The organism is Cedecea sp. AS113, from assembly GCF_037152415.1.
In the GTDB taxonomy this organism is placed as follows: domain Bacteria; phylum Pseudomonadota; class Gammaproteobacteria; order Enterobacterales; family Enterobacteriaceae; genus Cedecea.
Genome location: NZ_JBBCMI010000009.1, coordinates 104,166 through 122,747, shown reverse-complemented (window position 1 = coordinate 122,747; position 18,582 = coordinate 104,166). Strand labels below are relative to the sequence as shown.

General features: G+C 56.8%; 12 protein-coding genes. 7 read left to right on the top strand and 5 right to left on the bottom strand.

What is annotated here, in order from left to right:
* Positions 1-63: 63 nt before the first annotated feature.
* Positions 64-657, bottom strand: coding sequence for a YhgN family NAAT transporter (locus WFN87_RS13025; RefSeq protein ID WP_008457909.1), 594 nt, complete (start codon positions 655-657; stop codon positions 64-66).
* A gap of 174 nt (positions 658-831) precedes the next feature.
* Between WFN87_RS13025 and asd the strand changes: the two genes are divergently transcribed.
* The 6 genes from asd (at position 832) to glgP (ending at position 11,685) form a co-directional block, all read left to right on the top strand.
* Positions 832-1,938, top strand: coding sequence for an aspartate-semialdehyde dehydrogenase (gene asd / locus WFN87_RS13020; protein WP_166867984.1), 1,107 nt, complete (start codon positions 832-834; stop codon positions 1,936-1,938).
* A gap of 261 nt (positions 1,939-2,199) precedes the next feature.
* Entirely contained in the window at positions 2,200-4,389 is a 2,190-nt protein-coding gene (gene glgB / locus WFN87_RS13015) for a 1,4-alpha-glucan branching enzyme (RefSeq protein WP_336983103.1), read from the top strand.
* A complete protein-coding gene (gene glgX / locus WFN87_RS13010) occupies positions 4,386-6,368 on the top strand; it encodes a glycogen debranching protein GlgX (protein ID WP_336983104.1) in 1,983 nt (660 codons plus the stop codon). The genes glgB and glgX overlap by 4 nt, the downstream gene beginning before the upstream one ends.
* 14 nt (positions 6,369-6,382) lie before the next feature.
* Positions 6,383-7,666: a glucose-1-phosphate adenylyltransferase gene (glgC, locus tag WFN87_RS13005; protein WP_008457902.1), complete on the top strand. Its 1,284-nt coding sequence runs from the start codon at positions 6,383-6,385 to the stop codon at positions 7,664-7,666.
* A 111-nt stretch (positions 7,667-7,777) separates the two neighbouring features.
* Entirely contained in the window at positions 7,778-9,211 is a 1,434-nt protein-coding gene (gene glgA, locus WFN87_RS13000) for a glycogen synthase GlgA (protein ID WP_008457900.1), read from the top strand.
* A gap of 26 nt (positions 9,212-9,237) precedes the next feature.
* The gene (gene glgP, locus WFN87_RS12995) at positions 9,238-11,685 is read left to right on the top strand and encodes a glycogen phosphorylase (RefSeq protein ID WP_008457899.1); all 2,448 of its coding nucleotides are present in this window, start codon (positions 9,238-9,240) and stop codon (positions 11,683-11,685) included.
* Positions 11,686-11,830: 145 nt separating this feature from the next.
* Here the strand turns inward: glgP and WFN87_RS12990 are convergent, their stop codons facing one another.
* From WFN87_RS12990 to glpE, 3 genes are all read right to left on the bottom strand, one after another.
* Positions 11,831-12,589 (bottom strand): DeoR/GlpR family transcriptional regulator, encoded by a 759-nt coding sequence (locus WFN87_RS12990; protein WP_008457897.1) that lies wholly within the window; start codon positions 12,587-12,589, stop codon positions 11,831-11,833.
* Positions 12,590-12,606: 17 nt separating this feature from the next.
* A complete protein-coding gene (gene glpG, locus WFN87_RS12985) occupies positions 12,607-13,428 on the bottom strand; it encodes a rhomboid family intramembrane serine protease GlpG (protein WP_336983105.1) in 822 nt (273 codons plus the stop codon).
* 77 nt (positions 13,429-13,505) lie between these two features.
* Positions 13,506-13,832, bottom strand: coding sequence for a thiosulfate sulfurtransferase GlpE (gene glpE, locus WFN87_RS12980; protein ID WP_008457894.1), 327 nt, complete (start codon positions 13,830-13,832; stop codon positions 13,506-13,508).
* A 195-nt stretch (positions 13,833-14,027) separates the two neighbouring features.
* On the opposite strand from glpE, the gene glpD reads away from it, so the two are divergent.
* Complete coding sequence (gene glpD, locus WFN87_RS12975; RefSeq protein ID WP_336983106.1) at positions 14,028-15,536, top strand: glycerol-3-phosphate dehydrogenase; 1,509 nt, start codon at positions 14,028-14,030, stop codon at positions 15,534-15,536.
* 128 nt (positions 15,537-15,664) lie between these two features.
* Here the strand turns inward: glpD and malT are convergent, their stop codons facing one another.
* Positions 15,665-18,370, bottom strand: coding sequence for an HTH-type transcriptional regulator MalT (malT, locus tag WFN87_RS12970; RefSeq protein ID WP_336983107.1), 2,706 nt, complete (start codon positions 18,368-18,370; stop codon positions 15,665-15,667).
* Between the last annotated feature and the right edge of the window lie 212 nt (positions 18,371-18,582).

Below are 18,582 nucleotides of genomic sequence, written 5' to 3'. Positions count from 1 at the left end.
GCTCTTCGGAGGCTGCCTTTTTTATTACTCCTGAACAGGCTTTCTCCCAGAGGGAGGGATGTCCTACCCACGCATCCAGGCGCGGATGCCGTCCAGGAACATCTGGGTGGAAATCATCACCAGCACCAGCCCCATCAGGCGCTCCAGGGCGTTAACCCCTTTCTCACCCAACAGGCGCAGGAACAGGGAAGACTGCAGCAGAATTGCCACGGTACCGCCCCAGGCCAGCATCAGGGCGGCCACTAAATGCCCCATCTGATTTGGATACTGGTGCGAAAGCAGCATCAGCGTCGCCAGCAAAGAAGGGCCAGCAACCAGCGGAATCGCCAGCGGTACGATAAACGGTTCTTCACCCGCAGGCAGGCCGGATGAACTGCCTTCCTGGCCTGGGAAAATCATCTTAATGGCAATCAGGAACAGAATGATGCCGCCTGAAATCGACACGGTTTCAGCGCGTAAATTCAGGAAGCCAAGAATTTTTTCTCCGGCAAACAGGAAGATAAGCATCAGCAGCAGAGCAATAAGCAGTTCGCGGATCATAATGGCCCGGCGGCGCTTTGGCTCCGTGTGTTTTAGGACCGACATAAAGATCGGCAGGTTACCCAGCGGGTCCATAATCAGGATCAGGAGTACCGCGGCGGATATGATTTCAGTCATCTGTTTTCCCCAAAATCTGGCAAGTTGTTTCTGGTAATAAGCTTTGTTTCTGACTCGGTGGATATCATTGATTAATTTCACTTGCGACTTTGGCTGCATTTTGTAAGGTGGAGTGATGTTCTGGCCCACGGCCAGCGCTTACACACGCAATCATCTCTGCAGGATTAAGTCGCTATGAAAAATGTTGGTTTTATTGGCTGGCGCGGTATGGTCGGCTCTGTACTCATGCAACGCATGGTGGAAGAGCGCGATTTTGACGCCATTCGTCCGGTTTTCTTCTCCACTTCCCAGCTTGGGCAGGCAGCCCCTACGTTTGCCGGCACCACCGGCGGTACACTGCAGGACGCATTTGATCTGGAAGCGCTGAAGGCGCTGGATATCATCGTGACCTGCCAGGGCGGCGATTATACCAACGAAATCTATCCAAAGCTCCGTGAAAGCGGCTGGCAGGGTTACTGGATCGACGCAGCTTCTTCTCTACGCATGAAAGATGACGCGATTATTATCCTCGACCCGGTAAACCAGCACGTTATTCAGGAAGGCCTGAACAAAGGCGTGAAAACCTTCGTCGGCGGTAACTGCACCGTCAGCCTGATGCTGATGTCCCTCGGCGGCCTGTTTGCCAACGATCTGGTTGACTGGGTTTCCGTGGCGACTTACCAGGCGGCATCCGGCGGCGGCGCGCGTCATATGCGCGAGCTACTGAACCAAATGGGCCAGCTGTACGGCGAAGTCTCTACCGAACTGGCAAATCCGGCTTCCGCTATTCTTGATATCGAACGTAAGGTCACCGAACTTGGCCGCAGCGGCAAACTGCCGGTGGATAACTTCGGCGTGCCGCTGGCCGGGAGCCTGATCCCGTGGATCGACAAGCAGCTCGACAACGGCCAGAGCCGTGAAGAGTGGAAAGGCCAGGCCGAGACCAACAAAATTCTTGCGACCTCTGCTGTTATCCCGGTTGACGGTCTGTGCGTGCGCGTTGGCGCGCTGCGCTGCCACAGCCAGGCGTTCACCATCAAGCTGAAAAAAGACGTGTCTATTCCTACCGTGGAAGAGCTGCTGGCCGCGCACAACCCGTGGGCGAAAGTGGTGCCAAACGACCGCGATATCACCATGCGTGAACTGACGCCTGCAGCGGTAACCGGCACGCTGTCGACGCCGGTTGGCCGTCTGCGCAAGCTGAACATGGGGCCGGAGTACCTTTCCGCCTTCACCGTCGGCGACCAGCTGCTGTGGGGCGCCGCCGAACCGCTGCGCAGAATGCTGCGGTCACTCGCATAATTACACTTATTTACCTGAGGGGCTTTGTGGCCCCTCTTTTTTTGCCCGTAATTTAAGGTACAACGGAATTCATTAATTAATTTCACGAGGAGTTAATAAAGCGTTGGCTATGCTTAAGTCAGCACGCGCAAGCGTTTTGGCGAGTATTGGGCGAACTGGCTTACAGGAGTTGCGCGCCGTTCGTCGGGGTCAATGATAAGTGTCGTATCCGCACGCAGGCGTAGGGCGGGTCATCGGTGACACATAAAAAAGGAAAATGCCATGTCTGTTCTGCCGGAAAGAGACGTGATTAATGCGCTAATTGCGGGTCATTTTGCCGATCCGTTTTCCCTGCTGGGAATGCACCAAACCGACGCCGGGCTTGAAGTTCGGGCACTCCTGCCTGACGCCACCGAAGTGTGGGTTATTGAGCCTAAAACAGGGCGTAAAGTCGCCCAGCTCGACTGCCTCGATTCCCGCGGCTTCTTCTGCGGGCTGATCCCTCGCCGTAAAAATGTTTTTCGCTACCAGCTTGCCGTTGTCTGGCACGGCCAGGAAAACCTGATCGACGATCCCTACCGTTTTGGTCCTTTGACTCAGGAGCTGGATAGCTGGCTCCTCTCAGAAGGCACGCATTTACGCCCTTATGAAACGCTGGGTGCGCATGCAGATACCATGGACGGCGTGACCGGAACGCGTTTCTTGCTGTGGGCCCCCAACGCCCGTCGCGTTTCCGTGGTGGGGCAGTTTAACTATTGGGATGGCCGCCGCCATCCGATGCGGCTGCGGCGCGAAAGCGGCATTTGGGAGCTGTTTATCCCCGGGGCGCACAACGGCCAGCTTTATAAATTTGAATTGCTGGACGCCGAAGGGCGGCTGCGTATTAAAGCCGATCCTTATGCTTTTGAAGCGCAAATGCGTCCGGAAACGGCCTCGCTGATTTGCGGCCTGCCGGAGAAAACCACGCTCAGCCCCGAGCGGCAGAAAGCTAACGGTTTTGATCAACCCATCTCCATCTATGAGGTGCATCTCGGCTCCTGGCGTCGCCACACCGACAATAATTTCTGGCTCAGCTACCGCGAACTGGCGGATCAGCTCATTCCCTATGTCAAAGAGATGGGCTTTACCCATCTTGAACTGCTGCCGGTGAACGAGCATCCGTTTGACGGCAGCTGGGGCTATCAGCCGCAGGGGCTTTACGCGCCGACGCGTCGTTTCGGTACTCGTGACGACTTCCTCTATTTCATCAGAACGGCCCACGAAGCCGGGCTTAATGTTCTGCTGGACTGGGTACCGGGCCATTTCCCGACGGATGACGCCGGGCTGGCGAAGTTCGACGGCACCGCGCTGTATGAGCACGGCAATCCGCAAGAGGGCTACCACCAGGACTGGAACACGCTGATTTACAACTATGGCCGCCGGGAAGTCAGCAACTATCTGGTGGGCAACGCGCTCTACTGGATTGAGCGGTTTGGCATTGACGGCCTGCGTGTGGATGCCGTGGCGTCGATGATTTATCGCGACTATAGCCGGGAAAGCGGCCAATGGGTGCCGAATGAGCACGGCGGGCGTGAGAACCTGGAAGCGATTGCGTTTTTGCGTAGCACTAACCGCATCATCGGCGAGCAAACCCCGGGGGCGGTGACTATGGCAGAAGAGTCCACCGATTTTGCCGGTGTCTCTCGCCCACCAGGTATGGGCGGCCTGGGGTTCTGGTTTAAGTGGAACCTGGGCTGGATGCACGACACGCTCGATTACATGAAGCTTGACCCGGTTTACCGCCAGTACCATCACGACAAAATGACCTTCGGCATGCTGTATAACGGCACCGAAAACTTTGTGCTGCCGCTGTCTCACGATGAAGTCGTGCACGGCAAAAAATCCATTCTTGATCGTATGCCGGGGGATGCCTGGCAGAAGTTTGCCAATCTTCGCGCCTACTACGGCTGGATGTGGGCATTTCCAGGCAAAAAGCTGCTGTTTATGGGCAACGAATTTGCCCAGGGGCGAGAGTGGAACCACGACAGCAGCCTCGACTGGCACCTGCTGCAGGGCGGTGACAACTGGCACCATGGCGTGCAGCGCCTCGTACGCGACCTGAATCATACCTATCGGCGTCATGCGGCCTTGCATCAGCTGGATTTTGACGGCTACGGCTTTGAATGGCTGGTGGTGGAAGATAAGGCCAATTCAGTCTTTATTTTCGTGCGGCGTGATGCCGAGGGCAATGAAGTGATTGTCGCCAGCAACTTTACGCCGGTGCCGCGTTACCACTATCGCTTCGGCATCAACCAGCGAGGGCGCTGGCGCGAAGAGCTGAATACCGACTCCATGCACTATCACGGCAGCAACGCCGGTAACAGCGGCACGGTGCGTAGCGAGGCGGTGCCGAGCCACGGTCGCGACCATTCGCTGTGTATTACGCTACCGCCGCTGTCCACGCTCTGGTTGATCCGCGAGGGGGACGCATGACGCAGCTTACCCAAGGCAATTCGGCTCCCTTTGGGGCGTATTTCGACGGCAAAGGCGTTAACTTCACGCTCTATTCCGTGCATGCGGAAAAGGTCGAGCTGTGCTTGTTCGACGAGCATGGCCACGAGCGCCGCTACGACATGCCTGCGCGCTCCGGGGATATCTGGCATGGCTATTTGCCGGATGGCAAGCCGGGGCAGCTGTACGGCTACCGGGTTCATGGCCCGTGGGCACCTGAACAGGGCCACCGTTTCAACCCGGCGAAGCTGCTGCTCGATCCCTGTGCTCGCGTGGTCGTCGGCGGGGCAGAAGATCACCCGCATTTTCACTGCGGCTACGATGAGCCCAACCTTGAAGACAGCGCCCCGCACATGGCGAAGTGCGTGGTGGTCAGAGAGAAATTTGACTGGGAAGACGACCGGCCGCTCCGAACGCCGTGGGGCAACACGGTTATCTATGAAGCTCATGTTCGCGGGCTGACGTTGCTCCACCCCGGCATCCCGGAAGAGCTGCGTGGGACTTATGCGGCGCTGGGGCATCCGGTGATGATCGACTACTTCAAGCGCCTGGGCATCACGGCGCTTGAGCTGCTGCCCGTGGCGCATTTTGTTACCGAGCCACGCATTTCCCAGCTTGGGCTGAGTAACTATTGGGGTTACAACCCTCGCGCTTTTTATGCCGTTGAAAGCTACTACGCGATAGACCAGAACCCCCACAACGCTGCCAACGAGCTGCGTGGCGCCATCAAAGCGCTGCATCAGGCCGGTATAGAAGTGATCCTCGACATTGTGTTGAACCACAGCGCGGAGCTGGACAAGGACGGCCCAACGCTGTCGCTGAGCGGAATCGACAACCGTAGCTATTATTGGTTAATGGACAATGGCGATTACCAGAACTGGACCGGCTGCGGGAACACCCTGAATCTCAGCACGCCGGGCGTGGTTGCCCTGATGATCGACTGCCTGCGCTACTGGGTGGACAGTTTTCACGTGGACGGTTTCCGGTTCGATTTGGCTTCGGTAATGGGGCGCACGCCCGAATTTCGGCAGGACGCCCCGCTGTTTGAGGCAATCAAAAACGATCCTCACCTGTCGCAGGTGAAGCTGATTGCGGAGCCCTGGGACATCGGCCAGAGCGGTTATCAGGTCGGTAATTTCCCTCCGCTGTTTGCCGAATGGAACGATCATTTCAGGGACGGGATGCGCCGCTTCTGGCTCCAGCAGGATCTCTCTTTGGGCGGCTTCGCCTGCCGCTTTGCTGGCTCGAGCGACGTTTATCGCCACGGCGAAAGGCTGCCTTCCACCAGCATTAATTTAATCACCGCCCATGATGGTTTTACGCTGCGGGATTGCGTAAGTTTTAACCAGAAGCATAACGAAGCCAACGGCGAAGATAACCGCGACGGCACCAACAGCAATTTTAGTAACAACTATGGGTTTGAAGGGCTTGAAGCCAGCTTGATTACCAAGGAACGGCGGCGCGACAGCGTGCATGCCCTGCTCACCACGCTGCTGCTCTCGCAGGGCACACCGATGCTGCTTGCCGGGGATGAACACGGCCACAGCCAGCACGGCAACAACAATGCCTACTGCCAGGACAATGTGCTGACCTGGCTTGACTGGGCTGAGGGCAATGACGGCCTGACGGCCTTTACGGCGGCGCTCCTCCAGCTTCGACAGGCGATCCCGGCGCTGACCGCCAACCGCTGGTGGGAAGAGGGTGATGGCAACGTCCGTTGGCTGAATAAAGACGCGCAACCCCTGAACGTCGATGAGTGGCAAAACGGCGTACATCGCCTGCAAATCCAGCTGTCCGACCGCTGGCTTATCGCAATTAACGCGACCGAAGAAGTTGCGGACATCGTTCTACCTGAGGGGGAATGGCACGCTGTTCCTCCGTTTGCCGGAGAGGACAACCCGGTCGTGATGGTTGTATGGCATGGTCCCGCGCACGGAGTTTGCGTGTTCCACAAGTCATGAAAAAGGAGTTCGTCATGGTTAGGTTTGAGAAAAACGATCCGCTGATGTTGGCCCGCCAGCTGCCCATCAAATCCGTTGCGTTAATTCTGGCCGGTGGCCGCGGGACTCGACTGAAGGATCTCACGTCGACCCGCGCCAAGCCTGCTGTTCACTTTGGCGGCAAGTTCCGCATTATTGATTTTGCGCTATCCAACTGCATTAACTCCGGCATTCGCCGCATTGGGGTGATTACTCAATATCAATCGCACACCCTGGTGCAGCATATTCAGCGCGGCTGGTCTTTTTTCAGCGAAGAGATGAACGAGTTTGTGGATTTGCTGCCCGCCCAGCAGCGCGTACACGGTGAAAACTGGTATCGCGGCACGGCGGACGCCGTGACCCAGAACCTCGACATTATTCGACGTTACGACGCCGAATATGTGGTCATCCTGGCCGGGGACCACATCTACAAGCAGGACTACTCGCGCATGCTGATCGATCACGTCGAAAAGGGCGCACGCTGCACCGTGGCCTGCATGCCGGTGCCGGTGCATGAAGCATCAGCGTTTGGCGTTATGGCGGTGGACGCGGACGAAAAAATTATCGATTTCGTGGAGAAGCCGGAAAACCCGCCGACGATGCCCAACGACAGCAGTAAGTCTCTGGCCAGCATGGGCATTTACGTTTTTGATGCGGATTACCTGTTTAAGCTGCTGGAAGAAGATGACCGGGATGAAAACTCCAGCCACGATTTTGGCAAAGACATTATCCCGAAAATCACTCGCGCGGGAGAAGCTTACGCCCACCCGTTCCCGCTCTCCTGCGTACAGTCCGACCCTAACGCCGAGCCTTACTGGCGCGATGTAGGCACGCTGGAAGCCTACTGGAAAGCCAACCTTGACCTGGCCTCGGTGATGCCGGAACTGGATATGTATGACCAGGCCTGGCCGATCCGCACCCATATGGAGCCGCTGCCGCCCGCTAAATTCGTTCAGGATCGCTCCGGCAGTCACGGCATGACGCTGAACTCGCTGGTGTCCGGCGGCTGCATTATTTCTGGTTCAGTCGTTGTGCAGTCGGTGCTGTTTCCTCGCGTGCGTATCAACTCGTTCTGCAACATCGATTCATCCGTCCTGCTGCCGGACGTTATTGTCGGGCGCTCCTGCCGATTACGCCGCTGCATTATCGACCGCGCCTGCGTGATCCCTGAAGGCATGGTGGTTGGCGAAAATGCCGAAGAGGATGCGCGCCGTTTTTATCGCTCTGAAGAGGGCATTGTACTGGTCACGCGTGAGATGCTGGCGAAGCTGCAGGGCTGAAACGCGTAGAAGATTGGCCTGCGCACGGTGATGCCGTGCGCGGTTATTTTATCGTTCGGCGTTGCCTGATGATTAAGACACAGCGCCGCGACTTTCCATATGGGAGCGATAATGCAGGTCTTACATGTCTGTTCCGAGATGTTTCCTTTGCTGAAAACGGGCGGCCTTGCGGATGTGCTGGGCGCTTTGCCTGCGGCACAAATTGCCGGCGGCGTTGATACGCGCGTCCTGCTGCCCGCCTTTCCTGATGTGCGGCGAGGAATCGAAGATATTCAGGTGGTTGCCCACCGACAGACGTTCGCAGGCCCAATGCGTCTGCTCTACGGCCACTACAACGGCGTAGGTATTTATCTGATTGATGCCCCCCATCTTTATGAACGCCCGGGCAGCCCATACCACGACACGAACCAGTTTGCTTACCAGGACAACGTACTGCGCTTTGCGCTGCTTGGCTGGGTTGGGGCGGAAATGGCCTGCGGCCTGGATCCTTTCTGGCATCCTGATGTGGTGCATGCCCACGACTGGCACGCCGGGCTGACGCCGGCCTATCTCGAGGTTCGCGGGCGGCCAGCCAGGTCGGTATTTACCGTCCATAACCTCGCCTATCAGGGAATGTTCTATGCTCATCACTTAAGTGAAATTGATTTGCCGTGGTGGGTCTACGACATGAACGGGCTGGAATTCCACGGCCAGATTTCGTACCTGAAGGCCGGGCTTTACTATGCCGACCATATTACCGCCGTCAGCCCAACCTATGCTCGGGAGATTACCGACCCGCATTTTGCCTATGGCATGGAAGGGCTGCTGCGCCAGCGCCAGCGTGAAGGGCGCCTGTCGGGCATTTTAAACGGCGTGGACGACAAGATCTGGAACCCGGAAAGCGACCTGCTGCTGGCCTCGCGGTATAACCGCGATTCGCTGGAGGAGAAAGCGGAAAACAAACGCCAGTTGCAGGTAGCGATGGGGCTGAAGGTGAACGACAAAGTCCCGCTGTTCGCGGTGGTCAGTCGGTTAACCAACCAAAAAGGGCTGGATCTGGTGCTTGAGGCATTGCCGGGGTTGCTGGAGCAGGGCGGGCAGCTGGCGCTGCTGGGGGCCGGGGATTCCGTGCTGCAGGAAGGGTTCCTGGCGGCGGCGGCCGAGCATCCCGGCCAGGTCGGCGTCCAGATTGGCTATCACGAGGCATTTTCCCACCGCATCATGGGCGGTGCCGACGTGATTTTAGTCCCGAGCCGCTTTGAGCCCTGCGGCTTAACGCAGCTCTACGGTCTGAAATATGGCACCTTGCCGCTGGTGCGGCGAACCGGTGGCCTGGCTGACACCGTGTCTGATACTTCTCTCGAGAATCTGGCTGACGGTGTGGCGACCGGTTTTGTGTTTGAAGACAGTAATGCCTGGTCGCTGCTTCGCGCGATCCGGCGTGCTTTCGTGCTGTGGTCCCGCCCGTCGCTGTGGCGTTTTGTGCAGCGGCAGGCAATGAATATGGATTTTAGCTGGCAGGTAGCGGCGCAGTCATACCGCGACCTTTATCAACGCTTGATGTAATTACCCATACACCAGGAATCACTGATATGAATGCACCCTTTTCCTATGCATCACCCACGCTGAGCGTCGAGGCGCTTAAACACTCGATTGCCTATAAGCTGATGTTTACGGTGGGGAAAGACCCTGCCATCGCCAATAAACACGAGTGGCTTAACGCGACGCTGTTTGCCGTGCGCGACAGGCTGGTGGAGCGCTGGCTGCGTTCCAACCGCGCCCAGCTTTCCCAGGAAGTTCGCCAGGTTTACTACCTGTCGATGGAGTTTCTGATCGGACGCACGCTGTCGAACGCGCTGCTTTCCCTCGGCATCTATGAAGATGTGAAAAATGCCCTCGAAGAGATGGGCCTCGACCTCGAAGAGTTGATTGACGAGGAGAACGACCCCGGCCTGGGCAACGGCGGTTTGGGGCGTCTCGCCGCCTGTTTCCTCGATTCGCTGGCGACCCTGGGGCTGCCTGGGCGTGGCTACGGCATTCGTTACGACTACGGGATGTTCAAGCAGAACATCGTTGATGGCCGCCAGAAAGAGTCGCCGGACTACTGGCTTGAGTACGGCAACCCTTGGGAGTTTAAACGCCACAATACGCGCTACAAGGTGCGTTTCGGCGGGCGTATTCAGCAGGAAGGGAAAAAGTCTCGTTGGGTCGAAACCGAAGAGATCCTCGCGGTTGCCTATGACCAGATTATTCCGGGCTACGACACCGACGCGACCAACACGCTGCGGCTGTGGAACGCTCAGGCGAGCAGCGAGATCAACCTCGGTAAGTTTAACCAGGGTGATTATTTCGCGGCGGTGGAAGACAAAAACCACTCTGAAAACGTGTCCCGCGTGCTTTATCCCGATGACTCGACCTATTCCGGGCGTGAGCTTCGCCTGCGCCAGGAGTATTTCCTGGTTTCGGCGACCATGCAGGACATTCTGAGCCGCCATTATCAGCTGCATAAAACCTACGCCAACCTTGCGGATAAAATTGCGATTCACCTGAATGACACTCACCCGGTGCTGTCGATTCCGGAGTTGATGCGGCTGCTGATTGACGAGCATAAGTTTGAATGGGAGGAAGCGTTCGAAGTGACCTGCCAGGTTTTCTCGTACACCAACCACACGCTGATGAGCGAGGCCCTGGAAACCTGGCCGGTGGACATGCTCGGCAAGATCCTGCCGCGCCATCTGCAGATCATCTTTGAGATTAACGACTACTTTCTGAAAACCCTGCAGGAACAGTACCCGAACGACACGGGGCTGCTGGGCAGGGCATCGATCATCGACGAATCCAACGGCAGGCGAGTGCGGATGGCCTGGCTCGCGGTGGTGGTCAGCCATAAGGTGAACGGCGTGTCTGAGCTGCACTCCAATCTGATGGTGCAGTCCCTGTTTGCCGACTTCGCCAGTATCTTCCCGATGCGCTTTAGCAACAAAACGAACGGCGTCACGCCGCGCCGCTGGCTGGCGCTTGCCAACCCGGCGCTGTCTGAAGTGCTGGATGAGAATATCGGGCAGACCTGGCGGACGGACTTAAGCCAACTGAACGACCTGAAGCAGCACATTGACTACCCGACGGTGCATCAGGCGGTGCGTAAGGCCAAGCTGGCGAATAAAAAACGGCTGGCGACGTACATTGGGCAGCAACTGAATGTCGTGGTGAGCCCGGACGCCTTATTCGACGTGCAGATTAAGCGCATTCATGAATATAAGCGCCAGCTAATGAACGTCCTGCATGTGATCGCCCGCTATAACCGCATCAAGGCCGATCCTGAGGCGGAATGGGTGCCACGCGTGAATATTTTCGCGGGTAAAGCGGCATCGGCCTATTACATGGCGAAGCATATTATTCATCTTATCAACGACGTTGCGGAGGTCATCAACAACGACCTGCAGGTTAAAGATAAGCTGAAGGTGGTGTTTATCCCCAACTACAGCGTCAGCCTCGCCCAGTTGATTATTCCGGCGGCAGATCTCTCCGAGCAAATTTCGCTGGCGGGAACCGAAGCTTCGGGGACCAGTAACATGAAGTTTGCGCTTAACGGGGCGTTGACCATCGGGACCCTGGACGGCGCCAACGTGGAGATGCTCGACCACGTCGGCAAGGACAACATCTTTATCTTCGGCAACACCGCAGAAGAGGTGGAGACACTCCGCAGTAAAGGCTACAACCCTCGGGAGTATTACGAGAAGGATGAAGAGCTGCGCCAGGTGCTGACGCAAATCGCGACGGGGGCATTCAGCCCCGGGGAGCCGGGGCGCTATCGGGACTTAGTCGACTCGCTGATTAACTTTGGCGATCACTACCAGGTGCTGGCGGATTACCGCAGCTATGTGGACTGTCAGGACAAGGTGGATGAGGTTTACCAGCAGCCGGAGGAGTGGACTATCCGCACGATGCACAATATTGCCAATATGGGCTATTTCTCGTCAGACAGGACGATTCAAGAGTATGCCGACGAGATTTGGCATATTAAGCCGGTGAGATTGTAACTTTTCCCCTAACCCTAACCCTCTCCCCACGAGGGAGAGGGGATCAGAACAAGGATGCTTCTTCATCCCCTACTTAGATGGGAGAAAAGGACCAAATTCTTTTCCCCCTCTCCCTTTTAGGAGAGGGCCGGGGCGAGGATAAAACTCAGCACAGCTCCAGCTGCACGTTATTCTCTTTAATCACCTGCATCACTCCTGCGGGCGGCACCACGTCGGTATACACGGTATCCACCAGGCTAATACTGCCCAGATTCACCATCGCATTACGGCCAAACTTCGAATGGTCCACGACCAGCAGCACGCTGCGAGAGTTTTCGATAATCGCGCGCTTGGTGCGAACCTCGTGGTAGTCGAACTCAAGCAGCGAGCCGTCGCTGTCGATCCCGCTGATGCCGAGAATGCCGAAGTCGAGACGGAACTGGGAAATGAAGTCCAGCGTGGCCTCGCCGATAATGCCGCCATCGCGACTGCGCAGCTCTCCGCCGGCCAGAATGATACGGAAATCTTCTTTAGCCATCAGCGTGTTTGCCACGTTGAGGTTGTTGGTCACAATGCGCAGATTGCTGTGATTAAGCAGCGCATGCGCCACGGCTTCCGGCGTCGTGCCGATGTCGATAAACAGCGTGGCGCCGTTAGGAATTTGGCTGGCAACCTTCTGCGCAATACGCTCTTTTTCTGCGGTTTGCGTTGCTTTTCGGTCATGCCACGGGGTGTTAACCGAGCTGGAGGGCAGGGCCGCCCCGCCGTGGTGGCGCAGGATCATATTCTGATCGGCCAGGTCGTTTAAATCCCGGCGGATGGTTTGCGGGCTGACGGCAAACTGTTCCACCAACTCTTCGGTACTGACGTATCCCTGCTGCTTAACCAGCTCAATAATCGCGTCATGACGTTGTGTCTGCTTCACAAGCTACTCCAGCATTGTTATGTTCGTTTTCGCGCATTCAGGGTATCTACCAGCGCCATCGCCAGGCCAACCAGCATGCCGGTCAGGTGCGCTGGAATGACAGCGGACTGAGTGAAGATCTCAATAACCAACCAAATTACCGCAAACGCCAGCAGCCCGCGCTGCATCTGAATGCCGCTGTCGGGATCTCGCTCTCCGCGCAGCCAGACATAACCCATCAGCGCAAACACCGTGCCTGACAGGCCGCCAAACAGTGGGCCGGTAAATTTTGCCTGCATAAAACCGCTCAGCAGGGTGGAGATAAGCGTCAGCGTCAGCAGTTTGCCGGTGCCGAGGCGTTTTTCGAGCGAGCCGCCTAAATACCACCACCATAGTAGGTTAAAGAGGATATGCAGCAAGGAGAAATGCAGTAATCCGTGCGTGAAATAGCGCCAAAACTCAAAGCGCTGCTCGGGCACGAGCGGCCAGCCAAGCACGGAGATCACCGGACCGAAGCCCACGATATTGAGCAGGACAAACAGCGCGATACACACGCCGATGACGATAAGCGTCAGCGGGCCGGCGCGCTCTTTGATGGTGGCGAAAAAAGGATAGCGTTTATAGCTGAAACCGACGCCGCTGTGGCCGGTGCTCCAGCTGGCGGCCTGATAGCGCGGGTCGCCAGGGTTCGCGACGAACTTTTCCAGCTCGGCGCGGACATACTGTACCTGGTTCTCATCCGCCAGCCAGACATCGCTTTGCGTATGTTGCTGAATCGTAAGAATAACGCCCTGAGTTGCCATGTAATCGACAAAAGCCTGCGCCACGCGCGGGTTGGCGAAAGAGGTAATCATGATCATGAAAGTTTAACCAACTTCGTCTATAAAGCCGTACAAAGGCAAGCAGTATACCTGCAGGGAGCGACAAGGGCTGAACTTTACGCGCCGTGAGCGACTTCAGCCGGGAAATGGCGGTGCCAGGCATCAAAGCCACCGTCGATGCTGTAGACCTGGTCATAGCCTTGCTGCAGCAGATATTGGGCGGCGCCTTTGCTGCTGTTGCCGTGGTAGCACATCACCATGACCGGCGTGTCAAAGTCGGTTTGCTGCATAAAATTCACCAGCGTGTCGTTGGTAAGGTGGTAAGCCCCCGGCGTGTGTCCCATGGCAAAGCTCTGCGGATCGCGGATATCCACCAATACCGCCTGCTGCTGCTGGAGTTTCTGGTGTGCTTCTTCCACACCAATACATTCAAATTGATCCATGGTTTTACTCGTCGAGAAAGAAAGGAAACAAGGGGCATGTTAAGGCATCGCGCCCCGCTGGCGCTGATATTAACGCCAATATGTTATCCATATCACGTAGAAATGTTTTTATTTCGTTACCAAAGCGGGCGAACACTTGCTATCATGAGCGATATCGAACATTTTTGAGCTTTAACGAAAGTGCGTGAGGGCAACATGGAAACCAAAGATCTGATTGTTATTGGCGGTGGAATCAACGGCGCCGGTATTGCGGCGGACGCCGCTGGCCGCGGGTTATCCGTGTTGATGCTGGAGGGACAGGATCTGGCCTGCGCGACCTCTTCCGCCAGCTCGAAGCTGATTCACGGCGGCCTGCGTTACCTGGAGCATTATGAGTTTCGCCTGGTGAGTGAGGCGCTGGCGGAGCGTGAAGTGCTGTTGAAAATGGCGCCGCACATTGCTTTCCCGATGCGCTTCCGTTTACCGCACCGGCCGCACCTTCGTCCGGCCTGGATGATTCGGACTGGCCTGTTCATGTACGATCATCTGGGGAAACGCACCAGTTTGCCGGCCTCGACCGGCTTGCGTTTTGGCGCAGATTCAGTGCTGAAGCCTGAGATCGTGCGCGGTTTCGAATATTCCGATTGCTGGGTGGATGATGCTCGCCTGGTGCTGGCTAACGCCCAAATGGTGACCCGCAAGGGCGGAGAGGTGAAAACCCGTACTCGCGCCACCAAAGCAACCCGCGAAAATGGGCTGTGGGTCGTTGAAGCGCAGGATATTGATACCGGCGAAACCTTTACCTGGCGCGCGAAAGGCCTGGTGAACGCCACCGGTCCGTGGGTGAAAACCTTCTTTGACGAAGGGCTACACCTGCCTTCGCCTTACGGTATCCGCCTGATCAAAGGCAGCCACATCGTGGTGCCTCGCGTGCATACCCAGAAGCAGGCTTACATCCTGCAAAACGAAGATAAACGTATTGTGTTTGTGATCCCGTGGATGGACGAATTCTCCATCATCGGCACCACCGACGTGGAATACCACGGTGACCCGAAAGCGGTGCAGATTGATGACAAAGAAGTGAGCTATCTGCTGAACGTTTACAACGCGCATTTCAAAAAGACGCTGACCAAAGATGATATCGTCTGGACCTATTCTGGCGTGCGCCCGCTGTGTGATGACGAGTCTGATTCTCCGCAGGCGGTGACCCGCGATTACACTCTCGATATTCATGACGAAAATGGTCAGGCACCGCTGCTGTCGGTCTTCGGCGGTAAACTGACGACCTACCGTAAGCTGGCTGAACATGCGCTGGATAAGCTGGAACGTTACTACCCGAATATCGGCCCGGCCTGGACCAAAGAGTGCCGCCTGCCTGGCGGTGACATCGGTGGCGATCGTGATGATTATGCGGCCAAACTGCGCCGTCGTTACGGTTTCCTGACCGAAAGTCTTGCCCGTCACCTGGCGCGCAGCTATGGCAGCAACAGCGACCTGGTGCTGGGCGAGGCCAAAACCCTGGGCGATCTGGGCGAAGATTTTGGCCATGAGTTTTATGAAGCCGAGCTGCGCTACCTGGTTGAGCATGAATGGGTCAGATGTGCGGAAGATGCGCTGTGGCGCCGTACTAAGTTGGGCATGTGGCTAAACGAAGAGCAGCAGGCGCGGGTGGCGCAGTGGCTGGTCAAGCAGGCGGCTAAAGCGGGACTGTCGCTGGCGTCTTAAAGAGAGTTGAACCCTTTTCAGTCCGAGTGTTGGCCGGTTCCGCTCATCTTCAGATTTTTATCCCCCCTCTCCCCTATGGGGAGAGGGCCGGGGTGAGGGGCTGAAACTAGCCTTCAGAATATCTCCAGCTAAACCCCATACCCCATCATCTTCAGTAATTTCTGTGCATGCTGTACCGCGTCCTGGCGGTGCGCCACGCCCAGCTTCTGATACAGATTCCTAATGTGCGTTTTGATGGTGGTGGCCGCAACATCCAACTCTCCGGCGATCTGCTCGTTGCTATAACCGGAATAAATCAGCCCCAACACCTGCCATTCTCGCTGCGTCAGCGGGCTGGTGCGGATAAGCTCCGGCACTTCCGGGTGATTCAGCAGGCGGTTCACAAAGCTTTCATCAAAGTGCGCAAACTTATGGCGGTGGTGCTGGTTTATCTCACGCAGGATGCGTTGAGCGCGGTGCTGATCCAGCTCCGGCAGCGTGTTGAGCTGAATAAGCTGGCGCAGCTGCTGCGCCATCGCCTCCCCTTCGATAACGAAGTGACTGATAAACCCGGTGCGGTTTGCCAGCGCCAGAGCTTCCAGCAGCACGCGCTGAGCGTCACTTTTTCTGCCCGCCTGCCAGTAAAGCTGGTTGAGCAGCAGCAGGTTGCGGTTAAGGTCGCTCATCAGACGCAGGCTGCGGGCGTTTTCGTTAAGTTCTTCCAGCACCATTTCCGCCGGATCGTACTCACCCAGCAGAATTTGTACGCGGGCGATATTCCGCCACTGGCTTTGCAGGAAGTGGTTATTGGCAAATTCAGGCTTCGGCGTCTGGCGCAGCCAGTTGGCTGCCGACTTTTTATCGCCAATCATTTGCCAGTAAATCACCCGCACCTTGTCGGCGTTGGAGACCCAGTCGCTGTGCCAGGGACCGTTCCCAAGCAAATTTTCAAGGCGATTAAGGTGATTGCGAGCATTATCCAGGTCACCGCGCGCCAGCGAGCACTGCACCAGCAGCGCCAGACACTGGAGCTGTTGCTGCGGCTGGAAGCTGGAAAGGACCTCCATTCCGCTGCGGGCTGCCGCTTCGGCTTCATCCAGCCGGGCCCAGGCCCAAAGCAGCTGGGCGCGGATACGCTGTAGAAACTCATGCAGTGGCAATTGTTCGAGGTGCTGCTCGCGGATCAGCACAAAGGCTTTCTCCTGGGTTTCCCAGGCGGCCTGTAAGAACCCCTGAGCCAGCAGGATTTCGCTTTGCTGAATGAGACTCCACAGCGCGTAGTGCCACACATCGTGGCGGCGGGCCATTTGCTCGGTCTGCTGCATAACGGAAAGAGACTTCGTCAGATCGCCCTTGCAGTGCAGCACTTCGCCGTGAACCGAAGTTGCTACTATGCGGCTGTAAAAATTGGCCAGCGGCAGCATTTCCAGCGCGACCATGGCCAGACGCTCGGCTTCCGCCGGATCGCCCGCGTTGATGGCAACCTGGGCTCTCAGGGCGTTAAATTCACCGTGCAACGTGTCGTCGATGACCAGGTCCATTTCCTGCTCGGCCCTTGCCAGCAGGGTATTCACTTCGCCGTAGCGGTGCTGGCTTTGCATCAGCCAGGCCTGCAGCAGCACAAGTTTTGGGTTTTCCAGCAGACTTTCCCACGGCAGCGCCTTCAGTGACTCCTCGAGCAGCGTCAGTTCGCTGTGGTTAAACAGCGCCCACGCGTGGCCCAGCAGAATATCGCGCAGCATATTGGCATCACCTGCCGCCAACGCGTGGTGAATAGCCTCGCTTGGGAAGCCTTGCGCCATCCAACTTTCGGCGGCCGCCCGGTGAATATCCGGCAGCTCTGCGGCCAGCTCCCACTGGCAGCGCTGGCGAAGGAAACTGCCAAACAGCGGGTGGAAGCAGAACCATTCGCCGGAATCGTCCATGCGCTGCAGGAACAAGCCCTGGCGCTCAATCTCCTCCAGCCGCATCTGGCCATTTTCTTCGCCCGTTACCTGGATGATCAATGCGTCATTCATTGAGCGCAGGATGGAGCTTCTCAGCAGGAAGTTGCGGGTATCGGTATCAACGTTGTTCAGGACTTCATCCACCAGATAATCTGAAAGATGGCTGGCGTTAATGCCCGACAGACGGCGTGCGGAATGTTGAGCTGGCGTATTGCTCTGGCGCGCGGACAAGGCGATTAACTGGAGCGCCGTTACCCAGCCAGCAACGTCGTCACACAGGCGGCTGCTGTCCGCTTGTTCAATCGGTGTTGCCAGGCGGTTGTCGAAGAACTGTTTGGCTTCCTGATGCGTAAAGGCGAGCTGCTGGCTACCAATTTCCAGGAGCTGATCGCGCACGCGAAGGTTGGCAATGCCAAGCTGCGGGAGATTGCGCGACAGGATCACCAGTGTCAGGTTTTCTGGCTGGTGGCGAATGAAAAAGCGCATGGCTTCATGAATAACCGGGTTGGCAATCAGATGATAATCATCAATCACCAGGTACAGCGGTTTGTCCCATCCCGCCAGCTCAATGAACAGCTGAGAAAAGAGCGAAGACAGGCTGGCGTATTGCCGCTTTTGCGCCATGATTTCGCTACTGGCGCAGTGGCCGCCGGTGGCGTGCTGCACGGCGGCAATCAGGTAGCTGGCAAAGCGCTCCTGCTGGTTATCTCCCTCATCAAGGGAATACCAACCCAGCTCTTTTCGCCCCGCCGCCCACTGCGACACGAGGGTCGTTTTACCATAACCGGCCGGGCTGGCGATCAGCGCTAAGCGATAGTTGGCGGCAGTTGAAAGCTTCACCAACAGGCGATCGCGAACCACAGTGTTTTCCAGCCGAACGGGGCGGCTTAATTTGGATGGGATTAACATAGTTGATCACTTCACTGTGTATAAATTTCCCCGTCATTTTTCGCGCTGCAGGGCGGGGCTGCCGGACTGCAGAGAAAATAATGGAGGGAAAAGTTCAAGGATGCGATTTTTTTTACGCTTCGTAATTAATGCTTACGGATAAGGTCTGCCAGAATGCTTTTTATTGCAAGGTTGTTGAACTTTCCGAGCTCGGTAAGTTGCACCCTGTCACA